A 16,658-nucleotide genomic window follows, 5' to 3' on the forward strand; every position below is an offset into this window, starting at 1 on the left:
ATTAAAATTTTCCTTGATTATTATATTGAGACGGGCACGTGTCTAATTTTTGGTGAAAAAAAAGATAATCACCAAGTTCTTGTTTGAGACCGATTGACTCAAGCTCTTGATAAACTTGAATCAGATTTTCAAGTTGTTTTGTTTTTAAAAGATTTAAGGCTTGTTCAATTTCAAATTTACTCCAATCGAAGCGATGTCCTCTTTGATACCAGTAAAGCAGTTGCTGGAGCTGATTCTCTTTAGGAAGTTCAGTTTGATCGATGAGTTTGAATGTAATTCCAATCGAGCTGAGTAATGTTGCCAGTCGATCGAAACGGATATATTCATCTAAAGCTAAGGATGCAACAGAAGGTTTTACCTCATGGACTTCATAAGAGCCATCAATTGTCTGTATTAGAAAGTCTGGATAACAATAATTTTTTTGAAAGAGTGTGATTTTTAAAGCTTGAGATCTGTAGTTGATTACAGTGGAATTTCGCTCAAGACAAACAGCATGGGCTAGCTCAAGACGACTTTCTGTGGGAATGGCTCCACCGCATTTTTTGCTTGGAAATAGGGCAGTTCTACGACCATAACAGCCTTGAAAAATTTTGCGCTGACCGTGAATGGTTGCTGCAATATTTGGCTCAGTTGCAAAAGCCATTTTAATTTGGTCAAAAATATAGCGATGTAGATTATTTTGTTCAGTGCTCAAATTAGGGTACATAAAGTATCTCCAGTATTTCTGAACACCCTAAATTTAGGGTGAGTGAAATTTCTTGTTGCTTAAAAATTGACAACAAGGCTTGACTGGTGACTAAATACAAAAGATACTTTGAGTACCACGTCTTTATACTTTTTGTATAAAGTCACCAACGGATTCTTTCTAGAGTCCGTTTTTTATTTGTCAATTTATTTTTATGACATTTTTTCTCCTGTAGCTTTTAAAGCTTTTTTATTTAGTTAAGGCATCATTGCGTAAAGTTGCGAGTAAATGAGCAACATCTTTTACTAATGCATATTTCCCACGCCGGTTTTCAAAAGTAAAAATTGGAATTGGTACAGTTTTACGTGTTAAGGCTTGCCGAAATGCTTCAGTAGATTTGTAGCCTAAAGCTATTCTCAAATCATCATCAGTTATAAGAGGACCATGACGATCAAATAGTATTTTTTCGATCATTTCAGCATTAACAGAAATAGAATTTTGCATATCGGTTTGTCCTAACCTGTCACAACAAAAGCATATATCTTCTTAATAAAAAATGGTAGAAGTGAAGATATAGCTAAAGTTTCCTCTAATGAGTTTGCCTAAGCTTTTAATTTAACTAGAAAAAATAATATGAACTTATGGGTGAGGATGAGTTTCCGCATATGCAAACTAAAAAAAGAAGTAAACAATTGAGAAGAGATTGGATCGACGTTATCCGAACAGCTATTTGGTATGCATATATTGAATCAAATTTTTCACATGCTACTAGCTACCAAATAGAAAAGATTATTGAGCCTGAAGCTTTTGTAAAAGATAAAAATTACTTTTACCATCATAATAAATGGGCAAAATATAAATTGGGAAAGCATACGCCTGAAATTGAGCTTATTGATAAAGCAAATCAACATGTAAAGGGGACAGCCAAGATTCTAAACCATGTTCTATGGGAGGCGATTAGAGGGCATAAGCCGATGAAATGGTTTATGGATAATGGTGTAAACCAACTTTCTTGGGATGTTCAACGAATTATTTTTAAGAGCGTGAATGGTCAAATGGAATTAATTTCCGTTTCAAAAATTAGAAAAGAATTAAGAAGAATAGAACGGTTATCAAGTTTTGATGCATTAGCTGCATTGATTATTTACTTAAGAGTTGCGGATGATCAAAATCAAAGAGAAATTGCTTTAAGTATAGGACAGTCAATTTATAGAATATTACTGGTAATGTGTGTATTTTCACCTTTAGCACATTTTAGTTATGGGTTAGCTTTTTTGATTTACCTATATGTATTTCCACTTTGTCAGAGTGAAATGAGACAATATAATAGTAAGGATATTGATGATTTTTCTGATAAATACCAAAATTTAAATTATGCTCTATTAGTGGCTGAAGATAGAAATATTATCGATGTAGAGAGGAAAGGGATAAGTAAAAAAATGTATACTGATTTTCTATTTGATATTCAAGATGGCAAGCGTGGTTTTGAAGTGAAGCGTTTGTTTTTACCGACCTTCTAAAAGACGGATAATAGAATAGTCAAAAGCCTAGGTTTATTATCTAAGCTTTTAAAAATTATTTAAGCGTCTAAGCTTCAAGCCTTTTAGATAGTTTTTCCTCAGCATACATCTGTTTTAAAACTAAATTTTCTTGTTCTAACTTGTCTAAACGAGCAAGAATTTGCTCACTTACATCTAAATAGTTTGCTTTCCATCGATAGAAAGTTGCCACACTAATTTGATATTCCTGACAAATTTGTTCGACAGTTGCGCCTGCTAAATTTTTTTTTACAATACTGTTGACCTGAGTTACAGAAAATTTTTGCTTCACATCGAATTCCTAAACTACTGTTCATTAAATTTCCAAATAAAAATTCTATAAACAGATAGGGTTAAGTTGAAATATCCTATTTTGGGATATTTTTAATTGTAACTGATATTGAGCCATGCGCTCAATACACGATCCAAGGTATCAAGACCTAATTAAGAAACTTATAGAACTGCGTGAGTCTAAAGATATGACTCAGGTTGAGCTTGCACGTCGTTTGAATAAGCCTCAATCGTATGTTTCCAAAGTCGAAATTTTGGAAAGACGACTAGATGTGATTGAATTAATAGATTGGTTGCAAATTTTGAAAGTAGAGCTAACAAGTTTTTTAAGTAGCTAAGCCAAAATAAAGCCTTATTAATTTTATAAATAGATCATCTGAGTAGCTATCAAATGTTATTTTAAAAATCCTACCTAATTTGCTATTAAATATAATAAAATATTGATTTTATTGGTATTTCATGATAGTTAAGTAAGTTTAATTTGAATTTCGATTTAATTATGAAAAAGAAAAATAGCTCTGCCGATAAAGGAAAAACTTTTGATCTCTTTACTAATAAAATGATGGAGGTTGGTAAACAAAAAAATGATATCAGGAATAATAAAAAAATTTTAGAGGCTGAAAAAATAATACCAATTCCAAACTATGAAATAGATCTCATAAAAATAATAAGAGAATACCATCCAATAGATGTTTTTAAGACTATTTTAATAGCTGAAAGTTGGGTACCCAATATTAATCATTTTATTAAATTTTCACTTTTATTTGAAATTTTTTTTACTATAAGTAAAGAGGATTTTATAGGAAAAAGAATTGAAAGTTACGAAGATTTTTCATTTTTTTTGACTAAAGTTTTCAAAATTTTACCTCATAATCCCATGATGGAGGATTTTTACCCTGTAGGTGATTGGGGGAAAGTAAAGTTTCAATTAGGGGAAAAATCATATAAAATTTTTTATGGTTCACCTCTATCTGATAATTATGGCTTTCTTAAAGGGTTTGAGATTAGTTACTTAAGTAGCACTCAAGCTATGGAAGATTTTAAACAAATCATTGAAATACAAAATAGTTTAATTTCTACTATAAACATACTAGCCGAAAAAAATGATGAAGATGAAAAGTTAGAAATTCCAACTGATATTTTTTGGCTAAAAATGATGGATTGGATTGATAATTTAAAAATTAAAAAAGTAAACAGTGCACTAATTGTTAAAAATGGAAACACTAGAAATAATAAAAATTTTTATGAAAGATATATGGAAGCGGATGTAAACCCATATTGTTATTTTGAATATGAAGAAATGATATATCCATTTTCATTAAGAAATCATATTGCTGTAATAGTTGAACATTATTACATGAAAGAAAATGTATCTTCGGAAATAATTTCCTTAAATATTTCAAATTTTTTAAAAGATAATATACCTAGTCTTTTATGTGGTTCTTTTAAAGTGCGTAATAATTCAAAAGTTTTACCTTATAATTTTTGCGGTGCTTTTCAAAGTAAGAGTAATACCTATTTCATTAACTGCTTATCAGTTGATGAATTTTGTAACTTTCAATCAATTAAAAATAATCTTAAAAAAATAATGAATACAAGTGATTGGGGAATACAGAAAATTTATTCTCATCTTGGTTTAAAACCACGGGGTGTAGATGGGAGTGATTTAAAATTTAATAAAATTAAGTTCATTTTTGTTTTAAGTGACTTAACTACATTAAGTAAAGTTTTGGATGCAAAGTTTGAAGAGAATATCAAGTTCATTACTATATATGACTTTGTCTCAATAATTGATTCTTTAGAGTCAAAAGAAGATTTAGATGGATTTATAGATTTTCATAATTTATACACACCCAAAACTTTATTTTTAGGCTTTAATTTAGATGGATATGCTAGTTATCGGGCAAGTTATGGACTGCTGGAAGATGGGGCGGTAAATTTCAATTTAATACATACTGACACACATTCTGGACATCACTTTAAATATAAGTCTTTAAAAGAAATGTATGCTGATTTAAGTGATTATTTACCTAATTCAGATAGTAAGTGGATTTCAAAAAGTGAATATGATAATAATTATTGTTTCCTTGCAAAAGATTTCAGCTCTTTAGTATGGTCATCATTAATTGATAACTACGTTATTCATTTCTTATTTGATTTCAGGATAGTAGATAAAAACATCGTAGAATTAAATCCAAAAGTTTTGGAGTTATTTTGTGAGGCAGCTGCTGATGCATTTTCTCAACGAAAATTAGCTTTATCATCTCTAATTTTGAAAAAAAATATAGTATTTCAAATTAAAGTAGGAAATTTAATTCAAGAAAACTCAAATATTTTTAATAGTGATTTTTATGTAAAAGATGAAGTTTTTAAAAATAATGTTAATTATTTAGTAGTTAATATATATTTGGATCTGAGTTATTGTTTTTATAAATTTCAGTCAAGCATTGATGCTGCCTTTCAAACAGAAATTTGTATAAAAATTCTTGAAATTATTAATAAATATTCAAAAATAGAAAATTTAAGTTTTATTATTTCAAAATTGAATGAAACGACTAATTGGCCTTTAAGAATGACAATGGGTCAACTAAAAACTCGTTTTGATATAGTAGAAAAAAAGCCTAGAAATGTAAGCGAGTATAGATTTAAGTTGGCTAGGAAAAAAATTTCTTTCATTCTTAAAAATAATGATATTGAACCAAATAAATATACGGATAAGGACTTAGCAAAGTCTATAATTAATAGTGCTGCTGATGAGCTAAGAGCTTATATACACAATATTGTAAAAAATAGAAATACATTATCAATTTTAGAGATTGCTTTGGATGATTATTCCGCATTAGTAACTGATAACTACATCAGCTTTTTAAGTCAGGAGCAAAGTTTAAAACATCAAGTAAGCTATAATAGGGCTGAAAGATTATCTGAATTAGATTTTGATTTTAAAAGAAATTCACAAAATCATAGATACTTAATTGAATGTACATTAATGTTGGACAATGATAATGCACAGCTAATAACTGAAGATGAATTTCTAGATTTAATAGCACATATTCATTGGTTGCTTAACTTATACCATTCTAGCGACGGCTTACATTTTGGAATTGGAGTAGAAGGCATATATGTCGATAATACTTATGTACCAGAAATTTACATACCAAAATCCACAACTGAACTTGAAAATAAATTTTATGAAGAGTTAAGTTCTTATAAGCTTGGAATAGGTTTAAATTCTGAAGATGAATTGGAATCTATTATTCCAAAAGATGAGTATAAATTAATTAACGAGGCTTTTTATCAAGATTTGGGTTTTGGCTTTAAGAATTTATTTACGGTTTTATATAGTTTATCTAATTGGTCAAATATAAAAGAGATAAACCCTCAAACCTATTATAAGGCGGAATTTGACGAGTTAGTAGAGCTTATATTTAAGAACTTCACAGTAGAAGATGTAACTTTAAATGAAGTAGAAAAAATTATTCAATTTTTAATAATTGATAATGATAAAATTAATCAACTAGAAGGAGTTACTGATAGGCACTACGATGTTCCAGTAAGTGATCATAATAAAAGAACCAATAGAATTAACATTAAACCATTAGTAAAATTAAATAATACAATTATTTGGTCTCCAGCCTGCTCCTATAGATCTTTAGGAATTTGGACAAACCATACTACTGATGGATATCTTCCAGCTGATTTTAATTTTCCTAAAGTTAAGGATCTTGTTTTAAAGTCTAAAACATACTTGGAAAAGCAATTAGAAACTAAGGCATTTGATGTTTTGTCGAGAAGAACCAATTTTATTAAACATGGTATTGATCTGAAGAAAACTTTCTTTAAAGATGAGCAATACCCAGATATTGGCGATTATGATGTATTGGCTTACTTCCCTGATTCAAATAAATGGGTAATGGTTGAGTGTAAATATAATCAACCAGCTTACTGTTTAAAAGATATGAATCGTCTAAGGGTAAAGATTTTTGGTAAAGATGAGTTAGATACTAAGTCGCATATATCAAAAGTAAGAGGTAGATATGATTTTCTACTAACGGACTATGATCGTATAAGAAAGTCTCTTAATTGGCCTCAGCCACATACAGATAAAAAAATTGAAATTACCAATCTTTATATATCTAAGAATACATATTGGTGGTTTAGATATCCTCCTTATAACGTAGATCTCAATTTTGTTCAAATAGACTTCCTAGATCAATGGTTAAAAGACAATTTCGATGCTTAAGCTCTAGTAATTCAAACTTGATCTGAAAATTACTTAATACCAGATATATTTTTTTATTTTAAGTTTGAGTTAGTATTCTTAATTAAATAGATAAGATAATTTTCAAATGAAAGTCATCCTTAAATATTTTTAATAAACTTCATTGATAAAAAATAGAGCCTAAAGGCTCTATTTTTTATCAATGACAACTTATGTGTCGCTCAATGACATTTTATGCGTCGCAAATGACAACTTATGTGTCGCGTGACGATGTCGAGCTTACCAGCTCAACGCACCACCAGTTTGATAATCAGTTACACGCGTTTCAAAGAAGTTCTTCTCTTTACGCAAGTCCATCATTTCAGACATCCACTGGAATGGGTTATTTACACCAGCAAACTGTTCAGGTAAACCTAACTGTGCCAAACGACGGTTACAGATGAATTTCAAATATTCTTCCATCATCGCTGCGTTCATACCCAATACACCACGTGGCATTGTGTCACGCGCATATTCGATTTCAAGCATAGTACCTTCAAGAATCATCTGAATGATTTCTTCTTGGAATTCAGCAGTCCACAAGTTTGGATTTTCGATCTTGATTTGGTTAATCATGTCGATACCAAAGTTCAAGTGCATAGACTCATCACGTAAGATGTACTGGAATTGCTCAGCAACACCATTCATCTTGTTACGACGACCCATAGACAAGATCTGGCTGAAACCACAGTAGAAGAAGATCCCTTCAAGTACGCAATAGAATGCAATCAAGTTACGCAATAAGATTTGATCGTTTTCAGGTGTACCTGTTTGGAAGGTTGGATCACATAAAGACTGAGTATATTTCAAGCCCCACGCTGCTTTACGAGCAACTGACGGAACTTCACGGTACATATTGAAGACTTCGCCTTCATCCATACCTAAAGATTCGATACAGTATTGGTAAGCATGCGTGTGAATCGCTTCTTCAAATGCTTGACGTAAGATGTATTGACGGCATTCAGGGTTGGTAATATGACGGTAAATCGCCAACACCAAGTTGTTTGCAACCAAAGAATCCGCAGTAGAGAAGAAACCTAATGAACGCATCACGATGGTACGCTCATCTTCAGTTAAGCCATTTTCAGACTTCCAAAGTGCGATATCGTGGTTCATGTTGACTTCTTGTGGCATCCAGTGGTTTGCACACCCGTCTAGATACTTTTGCCAAGCCCACTCGTATTTGAACGGTACAAGTTGGTTTAAGTCAGCGCGACAGTTGATCATGGCTTTATCATCAACTTGTACACGTTGCGCACCCATTTCAAGCTCTTCTAAGCCAGGTGCAACATCTAACTTTTCTAAGGCGTGAGATGCTCTTGCCAACGAATCGGTTGGATTTGTTGATCTTGCTGTATAGGTTCCAGCGGATTGTGTAGTTGCCACATTCTGCGATGACTGCTTTGTATCAGATACCACTTGCGAATCAGTCGTTTTTTTCTGTTCGACGGGCGCAGGCTGGTGAGCTTGTGCAGCTTGTTTCTGTTCATCATCTTCAAAATCGTCCCAACTTAGGATAGACATCGTTGTTCTCTCTTCGTTGTTAATATCTATGTTCGACATCTCACAATGGAAGATGTCACTACTATACGCTTATTCTGTGCAAGCAAAATTAAGTTTTGCCGATAGTTGTTTTGTTCTTGTTCGAAAGAACAGATACCCACACTACTTATTTTGCTTACGCTTTTGCTGCTTACGGATCGCAAAGAATGCATAGACCGCAGGCACGTAAAAAACTAAAAAGGCTAAGATCAGCACGATTACGCCTAACTCATAGTTATGACTTAAATGGAACATTTCTTCGCCTTTTATAATTTCAGATTTTTTGAATCCCCCTAAACCCCCCTTTTTTTTAAAGGGAGGACTTTATTCCCCTTGAGGATTGGGGAGGATTACTTACTGACAAGCTTCACAATCTGGATTGTCGATTGAACATGCTTGTGGTACTGGTGCTGCTTGAGCGAAACCATCTTCTTCAGCAGGCGCTTCAGGTTTGGTTTCTTGAGCAACCGCAGCCACTGGTGCAGCAACAGTTGTTGCTTTTACTGCGTTTAAAGCACCCGTGTTAATGGTTGATTTTTCCGCAGAGGTTGCACCTAATGCACGGAGGTAATAAGTGGTTTTAAGACCACGTAACCAAGCCATCTTATAAGTGATGTCTAGTTTCTTACCATTTGCACCAGCGATATAAAGGTTCAATGACTGTGCTTGGTCGATCCATTTTTGACGACGTGATGCAGCATCTACGATCCAGCGTGTATCCACTTCAAATGCTGTCGCAAAAATTGCTTTTAACTCTTCAGGGATACGTGCAATTTTTTGTACTGAACCCTCGAAGTGTTTCAAGTCGTTAACCATCACAGAGTCCCAAAGACCACGATCTTTTAACGCACGTACCAAGTACGGGTTGATCACTGTAAATTCACCAGAAAGGTTAGATTTTACATAAAGGTTTTGGAACGTCGGTTCGATAGACTGTGAAACGCCACAAATATTTGAAATGGTTGCTGTAGGTGCAATCGCCATCACATTTGAGTTACGCATACCGTCTTTTTGAACTTTAGTACGTAATGTATCCCAGTCCAAACGTTGAGTACGGTCAACTTCAAACATACGCTCTGGACGTGATTTTGCAACGATATCTAAAGAGTCGATTGGCAAGATACCTTGATCCCACAATGAACCTTTAAATGTTGAATACACACCACGTTCAACAGCAAGGTCGCTTGATGTTTGAATCGCGTAGTAGCTGATCACTTCCATTGATTCATCAGCAAAATCTACCGCTGCATCAGAACCATAACCCATACCCAATTCATATAAAGCATCTTGGAAGCCCATGATACCCATACCGACAGGGCGGTGTTTCATATTTGAATTACGTGCTTGTTCAACTGCGTAGTAGTTGATGTCAATTACGTTGTCGAGCATACGAACAGCAGTTTTAACTGTACGCGCTAATTTTTCACGGTCTAAAGCACCACCTTGAACATGTTGTACAAGGTTGATCGAACCTAAGTTACATACTGCGATTTCATCTTTATTGGTATTTAAAGTGATTTCAGTACATAAGTTAGATGAATGCACTACACCCACGTGTTGTTGTGGTGAACGTAAGTTACATACGTCTTTGAATGTGATCCAAGGATGACCTGTTTCAAACAACATCGATAACATTTTGCGCCATAAGTCTTTCGCACGGATTTTCTTATGCAGCATGTTGTTTTCTTTTGCGATGCCTTCGTAGTAAGCATAGCGTTCAGCAAATTCACCGCCAGTTAAATCATGCAAATCAGGCGTTTCAGATGGCGTGAACAGTGTCCATTCAGCATCTTCAATCACACGTTGCATAAACAAATCTGGAACCCAGTTAGCTGTGTTCATGTCATGGGTACGACGACGGTCATCACCAGTGTTTTTACGAAGCTCTAGGAATTCTTCAATGTCCAAGTGCCAAGTTTCAAGGTATGCACATACAGCACCTTTACGTTTACCACCTTGGTTGACTGCAACAGCAGTATCGTTGGCAACTTTAAGGAAAGGTACAACACCTTGTGACTTACCATTGGTACCTTTGATATATGAGTTCAAGGCACGTACTGGTGTCCAGTCATTGCCTAAACCACCTGCCCATTTAGAAAGAAGGGCATTGTCACGCATCGCACCATAGATGTCGTATAGATCATCTTGAATGGTGGTTAAGTAACAGCTCGACAATTGTGGGCGTAACGTACCTGAGTTAAACAGTGTCGGTGTAGACGCCATATAATCGAAGCTAGACAATAAGTCATAGAATTCGATTGCACGGTCTTCACGCTGTTCTTCGTTTAATGCAAGTCCCATTGAAACACGCATAAAGAACAATTGCGGAAGTTCGAAACGTACATCATTTGAATGAATGAAGTAACGGTCAAATAACGTCTGTAAACCTAAATAGGTAAATTGGTTTGAACGTTCTGGTTTGATCGCAGCTGCCAATTTTGCAAGGTCAAAGTTTAAAAGCTCAGGAGAGAGAAGCTCAAGCTCGATACCTTTGTTTAAATAAGTTTCGAGTGCATCGCCCTCGATAGTATCTGTGGCTAAACCTAAGAATTTTAAACCTGTCGCAACCAAGTCATCACGTAATAAACGTGCAGTTACATATGTATAGTTTGGTTCTTGTTCGATACGGGTACGTGTTGCCATCATCATTGTGGTTGAGATGTCTGACTGTTTTACACCGTTATATAAGTTTTTAACTGTTTCATCGACAATGGCTTGAACATTGATGCCTTCTAAGCCTTCACTTGCTTTTTCAATCGTGGCTTGAAGTTTGCCCAAATCTAGAGGCTGAAGCTGACCGTTCGCATCTGTGATTTGTAAGGTTGGGTGATGATGAGCACCAGTTTGTTTACGAGCATCAGAACGTTGTTCACGATAGATCACATATGCACGTGCAACTTTTTGTTCGCCTGTACGCATAAGCGCCAATTCAACTTGGTCTTGAATTTCTTCAATGTGAATTGTTCCGCCAGAAGGTAAACGACGATTAAAAGTATTCATCACCATCTCTGTGAGCTGAGTGATGCGATCATGAATACGGCTTGAATCTGCACTTTGTTGACCTTCTACAGCCAAAAAAGCTTTACCAATTGCTACAGAGATTTTATCTGCATCAAAAGCGGCAACATCACCAGTGCGTTTAATCACTTGTAGTTGACCAGGGGTTGTAATGGCGTTCATTGTCAGCGTAGCTCCATTGTCATCATTGTTATGTTTATGGACCATTTGAATCGGACAAACTGCAAAATTTGTTGTCACGATGTTTGAGGACTAAACACAATACTTAGTGGTTTAATTTAATTTAGAACACAAGATACGGTAATTTTAAGGGTAGATCAATATTGACATTTCAAGAATATTTTATCCCTGAAAAGTAAATTTTTATTTGCATCTTTTTACCTCAAAGCGTCATTTTTGTTATATGCCTTATGAGACAAGCACATAGCATAGCAAAGACTCCGCAGAGTGCTTATAGATAAGTGTGTGGATAACTCAAAAAACGATAAACTGATGAGACAGAATATGAACAATGAAATATTTTGTATAAAAATTAGTCCAGCTATTGATTGTCTTGAAGAAATTTAAAAATGATGTGTATTGATTTTATAAAACTGCCTACAATTCAATAGTTAATAAAAATATAACAAATTGATACGCTCATGTATCAGTTTGGTGAATGAGGTCTTGTTTACATTGTAAACGTGTGTATATTGCAAAACATAGTGTGTTGAATCTGCGAGATTTGTAGCAGACTCCAAAATCAAATATAGGGGCAAATAGATGAGCCAAGAAGAAAAGTTACCAAAGATTCTGATTGTTGAAGATGACGAGCGCCTAGCTCGCTTAACTCAGGAATACTTAATTCGCAATGGATTGGAAGTTGGGGTAGAGCCAGATGGTAACCGTGCGATTCGCCGCATCATTGCTGAACAACCAGACTTGGTTGTGTTGGATGTGATGTTGCCGGGTGCAGATGGTTTAACCGTTTGTCGTGAAGTTCGTCCACATTATCATCAACCGATTTTGATGTTGACTGCACGTACTGAAGATATGGACCAAGTTCTTGGTTTAGAAATGGGTGCAGACGACTATGTTGCTAAACCTGTTCAACCGCGTGTCTTACTTGCACGTATTCGTGCATTATTACGTCGTACAGACAAAGCGCCTGAAGATGAAGTTGCACAACGTATTGAATTTGACGATCTTGTGATCGACAATGGCGGTCGTTCAGTGACACTCAATGGTGAGTTGGTTGACTTCACCAGTGCTGAATATGATCTACTCTGGTTATTGGCATCGAATGCAGGCCGTATCTTGTCGCGTGAAGACATCTTTGAACGTCTCCGTGGTATTGAATATGACGGTCAAGACCGTTCGATTGACGTACGTATTTCACGTATTCGTCCAAAAATTGGTGATGATCCTGAAAATCCGAAACGTATTAAAACTGTACGTAGTAAAGGTTATTTGTTTGTTAAAGAGACTGGTCTATAAACGATGGGTCAGTCATCTAAGATGCTTGTCCATCACAGGACAGGCATAAAGAAGGTTAGTTTGCGTGTCTAAACACAGTATATTTTTGCGCATCTATGCAGGATTAGTCATTCTTGTTGTGTTGGTTGCCTTGTTTGGATATTTACTTGTCCAAATAATTAATTATCAACGTGCGCAGGAATATCGTGAGTCTCTCACAGATGGAATTTCATTTGTGATCAGCGAAGGTGTGGCACGTCAGCAAACTGAACAGCAGCGCCTAGATTGGATTTCAGATGCATCTGATCTATTAGAACTTCCCATTTATTATCTCGAAGCACGCAAAGTTGACTTATCTCGTACTGAAGAAAAACGTATAGAAAGCCAAAAAGCGGTGGTGCGTTATGATGCAGAACAAGGGATTGCCTATCTGGTGATAGGGATCAGAAATGACCCTAAACACTATTTATATATCAAAGTCGATCAAATTGGCGAACGCCAAATGAAGGCGCTTCCAGTATTTATTCTGGATTACTTGGTCTATTATCCCGGTCAAGAACAAGAATATCTTAAGAAAATTCAACAACATTTCTCTTATCATGTTGGTGTGGAAAAGATTTCTCAGCTCAATCTCGATTCCGAGCAAATTGGTCGTTTAAGGTCAGATCAAAGTGTAATTTTATGGCGTGACAGTGCAACTGTACGTGGTACCACCATTTCGATAGTTTCACCCTTACCAAACTCACCTACAGATGTGTTGGTGCTTGGCCCCGTTCCAATGTTTAACTGGATGCCCGTCAAATTGGCGGCCGGAATTACATTGCTGAGTATGTTCTTACTCTGTTTGGGGGTATATGGCTTGATTGTGCCAATGCAACGCAAGTTGAAACAGGTGAATGAAGCCTTGGATGTGATGAGAACAGGGGATATGTCGCAACGTGTACCTGTTGAGGGTTATGACGAAATGGCAAGTCTAGCCACCAGTTATAACAGCATGTCTGACCATATACAGCGTTTGATTGAAGCACAGCGTGAGTTAATGCGTGCGGTATCACATGAGTTACGTACACCTGTGGCGCGAATCCGTTTTGGTATGGAAATGCTGGCAGATGAAGATGACCATGAATATCGTTTGCAACAGGTCGAGATGATTGATAAAGACATTGAAGCGTTAAATACGCTGATTGATGAAATCATGACCTATGCGAAATTAGAGCAAGGTACACCATCATTAGATTTTGAAAAAATTGTATTGATTGATGTATTAAAGCAAGTTGCAGTAGAAACCGAAGCATTAAAAACCCAAAAGATTATCCACCTCAACCCACTTTCATCTGATGTGATTGTGGATGCAGAACGTCGTTATTTACATCGTGTTGTGCAAAACTTGGTGGGGAATGCAATACGTTACTGTGATCATCAGGTCAATATCAGTGGTGGTGTCAATCACCAGACCAATATGGCTTATGTCTGTGTAGAAGATGATGGCCCCGGAATTCCAGAGGAAGACCGTAAACGTGTATTTGAGGCATTTGCACGTTTAGATGATAGCCGTACCCGTGCTTCGGGTGGTTATGGTTTAGGACTTTCAATTGTTAGTCGTATTGCGTATTGGTTTGGCGGGACGATTGAAGTCGATCAAAGCTCAGATTTGGGTGGTGCAAGATTTACCATGTCTTGGCCTGTAGAGCGTTTTAAAAAGAAAAAAGCTTAACTGTTAAATCATGCTGTTAAATATTATCAATTAAGCGCTATTTGACTTGGTTTATCAGTCATCTTTAAAGTCATTATTTAAGATAAACCCTCCCTCATCCTAACCTTCTCCCAACGGGAGAAGGGAGTTTCAATACAAAAAATCACTCAAAAATGTTGGATGCCTTTTGATCTATGTTTTTAGAAAATTGGAATTACTCCATCCACTGCAATGCTAAAAGTTGGGAACAGAAAATGACAAATGAAAATATTTTTCTACGAGAATTTCCAATATATAAAGAATCAATGATAAAAATATTGACGCTTATGATTTCTGATGACTATGAGGAATTGGTGAAAAATAAACTGGCCTATCCATCAACGGCAAATGAATATAGAGTTGCTGTAAATGAATTTGCGCATTTAAGTGGATTTGTGAAAATGACACAAATCCCTGACGATGTACTGGGGGATACAGAGGTTTTCTCTCTCAAAGGAGATCGTGTTAATAAACATATAATTGAGGTCCAATTATGGTTTGATGATTCTGAATCAGATTTATATGCTGTTTTTTGTGCGCCAATAAATGCAGGTAAACTATTACATTTGTATGATATTCGCGTTATGTAAAAATAACGATATCTATCGGAACATCAAAACGTACTCTTTGTCAGACCTTTCTAAACATAATTACGCAGACCAAACTAAATAGCTTGAGCATTGATGTTGATATTGATATTGATATTGATAATATTCATTAAGGAAATTTGAATGGTGAACGCTAATTTTGATACTACTATTGATCATGCATTTAATGGAAATGGGCATCCTGCATTTATAATAAAAATTGCCAACCAATTTATTGAGATTAATATTTATATTTCAATTGACCAAGTGGAAGAATTGAAAAAAATAACAACAGATTCTGTTACTTGTATAAAGGCAGGAGAATCTGCCAACAGCCCAGTTCATTGGAAAAAAGCTGATGATGGCGAGATTTATATTTTGATCGGGGAGGATTGTGAATCTTGGGATATCGTATTAACCATCAGTATTGATTTAATTGCAGAAATTATTACAGGTATTAATGATCTTATATAAAATTGAGTTTTTCAGAAGATTTTGAAGTCACTCCGAATGATCAAGGTTTATTTTTGCGTCTTCGGTTTCAAAGGTCATTGGTAGTGTAGGTCTATACTGCCGCCAGTGAACTGATCCATGCCATCAACCTAGCACGGGATATTGGGTTCGACAAAGTCATCAGCTTGGAGCACGACGCCATAGGACAGCGATCCTGTTGGGCTTCGTGCAGTGTGGAATACTAGATGAATAATAAGAATGCGATTGTGGACTGAAGGCTTAGTTTTAAATAAAAAAACCACCGAAAATTTCGGTGGTTTTTTATGTCTGGATGTTGCTTAGTCTAGATCTTATTGTTGAAGCGTTGCATCAGGCGCAATGATTGGCTTGCTGTCTCGCAATGCTTGTAATGCATCATGATTAAAGTCAATCAATAAGCTATTTTGTTCAGCGTCAATTTTATAACTGCTAATGATTTTTTGGTCACCTTGAATAGTATCAATACGATATTCATCTGCGATATTTAAAATCCCTTCTAGATTTGTCGTGGTTGCGGCAAGATCTTGGCGGAAAAGCTCATAAACATCTCTTAGATCAAAAATTGCATTTTGTGCATCAGCGTGTTTTTTGACGTAATTTTCAATATGACGAATCAGTAATTGTGCAAATAAAAAATAGTTTGGCTTGCTGCTGAATTCCATCTTGTTTTACCCCTAAATTATTGATTTAAAGTTGTTCATATTGAATAGCATATACATAAAAGTCGTTCAATGTGTATAGGCTCTGTAGACAATTCGTCTAAGTTTGCGACAACGAACACCTTTTACTGCAATTGGGTGTTAAATATACAATTTACTGATTTAAGTGGCGATAAGTTACTCACCTTTCAGACGGCTTTGGCTTGGGCCAGTTTGGGTGAGCTTAAGTAGGTGGTGTGTGCGAAAAATGACATGATTGACAGTGCTGACTATTTTGAAAATTTAAATCAGAAAATCACAGGAGGACACAAGGTAGGTCAAAAGTAGGCATTGAGCATTTGGCGCTGGATGGTTTAAAGCGGGTTATTTCACTGAAATAAGTTGGTTTTGATAATAGT

At 35.3% G+C, this 16,658-nt stretch carries 14 protein-coding genes; 7 read left to right on the plus strand and 7 right to left on the minus strand.

What is annotated here, in order from left to right; genetic code table 11:
• Position 1 precedes the first annotated feature (1 nt).
• Together AC07U8_RS04055 and AC07U8_RS04060 are read right to left on the minus strand one after the other, a co-directional pair.
• Positions 2-706 (minus strand): hypothetical protein, encoded by a 705-nt coding sequence (locus tag AC07U8_RS04055; protein ID WP_004819304.1) that lies wholly within the window; start codon positions 704-706, stop codon positions 2-4.
• Positions 707-934: 228 nt separating this feature from the next.
• On the minus strand, positions 935-1,189 hold the full coding sequence (locus AC07U8_RS04060; protein WP_004819306.1) for a hypothetical protein: 255 nt from the start codon (positions 1,187-1,189) through the stop codon (positions 935-937).
• Positions 1,190-1,350: 161 nt separating this feature from the next.
• Here AC07U8_RS04060 and AC07U8_RS04065 point away from each other — a divergent pair, with 161 nt between their 5' ends.
• Positions 1,351-2,205, plus strand: a complete 855-nt coding sequence (locus tag AC07U8_RS04065) for a hypothetical protein (protein WP_494737378.1) — start codon at positions 1,351-1,353, stop codon at positions 2,203-2,205.
• Positions 2,206-2,272: 67 nt separating this feature from the next.
• Here the strand turns inward: AC07U8_RS04065 and AC07U8_RS04070 are convergent, their stop codons facing one another.
• The gene (locus tag AC07U8_RS04070) at positions 2,273-2,515 is read right to left on the minus strand and encodes a transposase (protein ID WP_004819310.1); all 243 of its coding nucleotides are present in this window, start codon (positions 2,513-2,515) and stop codon (positions 2,273-2,275) included.
• 115 nt (positions 2,516-2,630) lie between these two features.
• Between AC07U8_RS04070 and AC07U8_RS04075 the strand changes: the two genes are divergently transcribed.
• Positions 2,631-2,852 carry a helix-turn-helix domain-containing protein gene (locus AC07U8_RS04075; RefSeq protein WP_035370864.1) on the plus strand — a complete coding sequence of 74 codons (222 nt, stop codon included), beginning with the start codon at positions 2,631-2,633 and terminating at the stop codon, positions 2,850-2,852.
• Positions 2,853-3,013: 161 nt separating this feature from the next.
• The gene (locus tag AC07U8_RS04080) at positions 3,014-6,757 is read left to right on the plus strand and encodes a hypothetical protein (protein ID WP_494737379.1); all 3,744 of its coding nucleotides are present in this window, start codon (positions 3,014-3,016) and stop codon (positions 6,755-6,757) included.
• A gap of 258 nt (positions 6,758-7,015) precedes the next feature.
• Here the strand turns inward: AC07U8_RS04080 and AC07U8_RS04085 are convergent, their stop codons facing one another.
• From AC07U8_RS04085 to AC07U8_RS04095, 3 genes are all read right to left on the minus strand, one after another.
• Positions 7,016-8,299, minus strand: coding sequence for a ribonucleotide-diphosphate reductase subunit beta (locus tag AC07U8_RS04085; RefSeq protein ID WP_004722861.1), 1,284 nt, complete (start codon positions 8,297-8,299; stop codon positions 7,016-7,018).
• Between the two features lie 141 nt (positions 8,300-8,440).
• Positions 8,441-8,572: a preprotein translocase subunit YajC gene (locus tag AC07U8_RS04090; RefSeq protein ID WP_004722859.1), complete on the minus strand. Its 132-nt coding sequence runs from the start codon at positions 8,570-8,572 to the stop codon at positions 8,441-8,443.
• 99 nt (positions 8,573-8,671) lie between these two features.
• Complete coding sequence (locus AC07U8_RS04095; RefSeq protein ID WP_081407422.1) at positions 8,672-11,542, minus strand: ribonucleoside-diphosphate reductase subunit alpha; 2,871 nt, start codon at positions 11,540-11,542, stop codon at positions 8,672-8,674.
• Positions 11,543-12,097: 555 nt separating this feature from the next.
• On the opposite strand from AC07U8_RS04095, the gene bfmR reads away from it, so the two are divergent.
• From bfmR to AC07U8_RS04115, 4 genes are all read left to right on the plus strand, one after another.
• A complete protein-coding gene (gene bfmR / locus AC07U8_RS04100) occupies positions 12,098-12,811 on the plus strand; it encodes a response regulator transcription factor BfmR (RefSeq protein WP_004722855.1) in 714 nt (237 codons plus the stop codon).
• A gap of 64 nt (positions 12,812-12,875) precedes the next feature.
• The gene (gene bfmS / locus AC07U8_RS04105; protein WP_004722852.1) at positions 12,876-14,504 is read left to right on the plus strand and encodes a sensor histidine kinase BfmS; all 1,629 of its coding nucleotides are present in this window, start codon (positions 12,876-12,878) and stop codon (positions 14,502-14,504) included.
• Between the two features lie 233 nt (positions 14,505-14,737).
• Positions 14,738-15,112, plus strand: a complete 375-nt coding sequence (locus AC07U8_RS04110; RefSeq protein WP_494737380.1) for a DUF7668 domain-containing protein — start codon at positions 14,738-14,740, stop codon at positions 15,110-15,112.
• Between the two features lie 141 nt (positions 15,113-15,253).
• Positions 15,254-15,583, plus strand: a complete 330-nt coding sequence (locus AC07U8_RS04115) for a hypothetical protein (protein WP_239046381.1) — start codon at positions 15,254-15,256, stop codon at positions 15,581-15,583.
• Between the two features lie 329 nt (positions 15,584-15,912).
• On the opposite strand, the gene AC07U8_RS04120 is transcribed toward AC07U8_RS04115, so the two are convergent.
• Positions 15,913-16,263: a hypothetical protein gene (locus AC07U8_RS04120; RefSeq protein ID WP_004722847.1), complete on the minus strand. Its 351-nt coding sequence runs from the start codon at positions 16,261-16,263 to the stop codon at positions 15,913-15,915.
• Positions 16,264-16,658: the final 395 nt, after the last annotated feature.

Source organism: Acinetobacter sp. GW821-FHT01E09 (assembly GCF_059422385.1).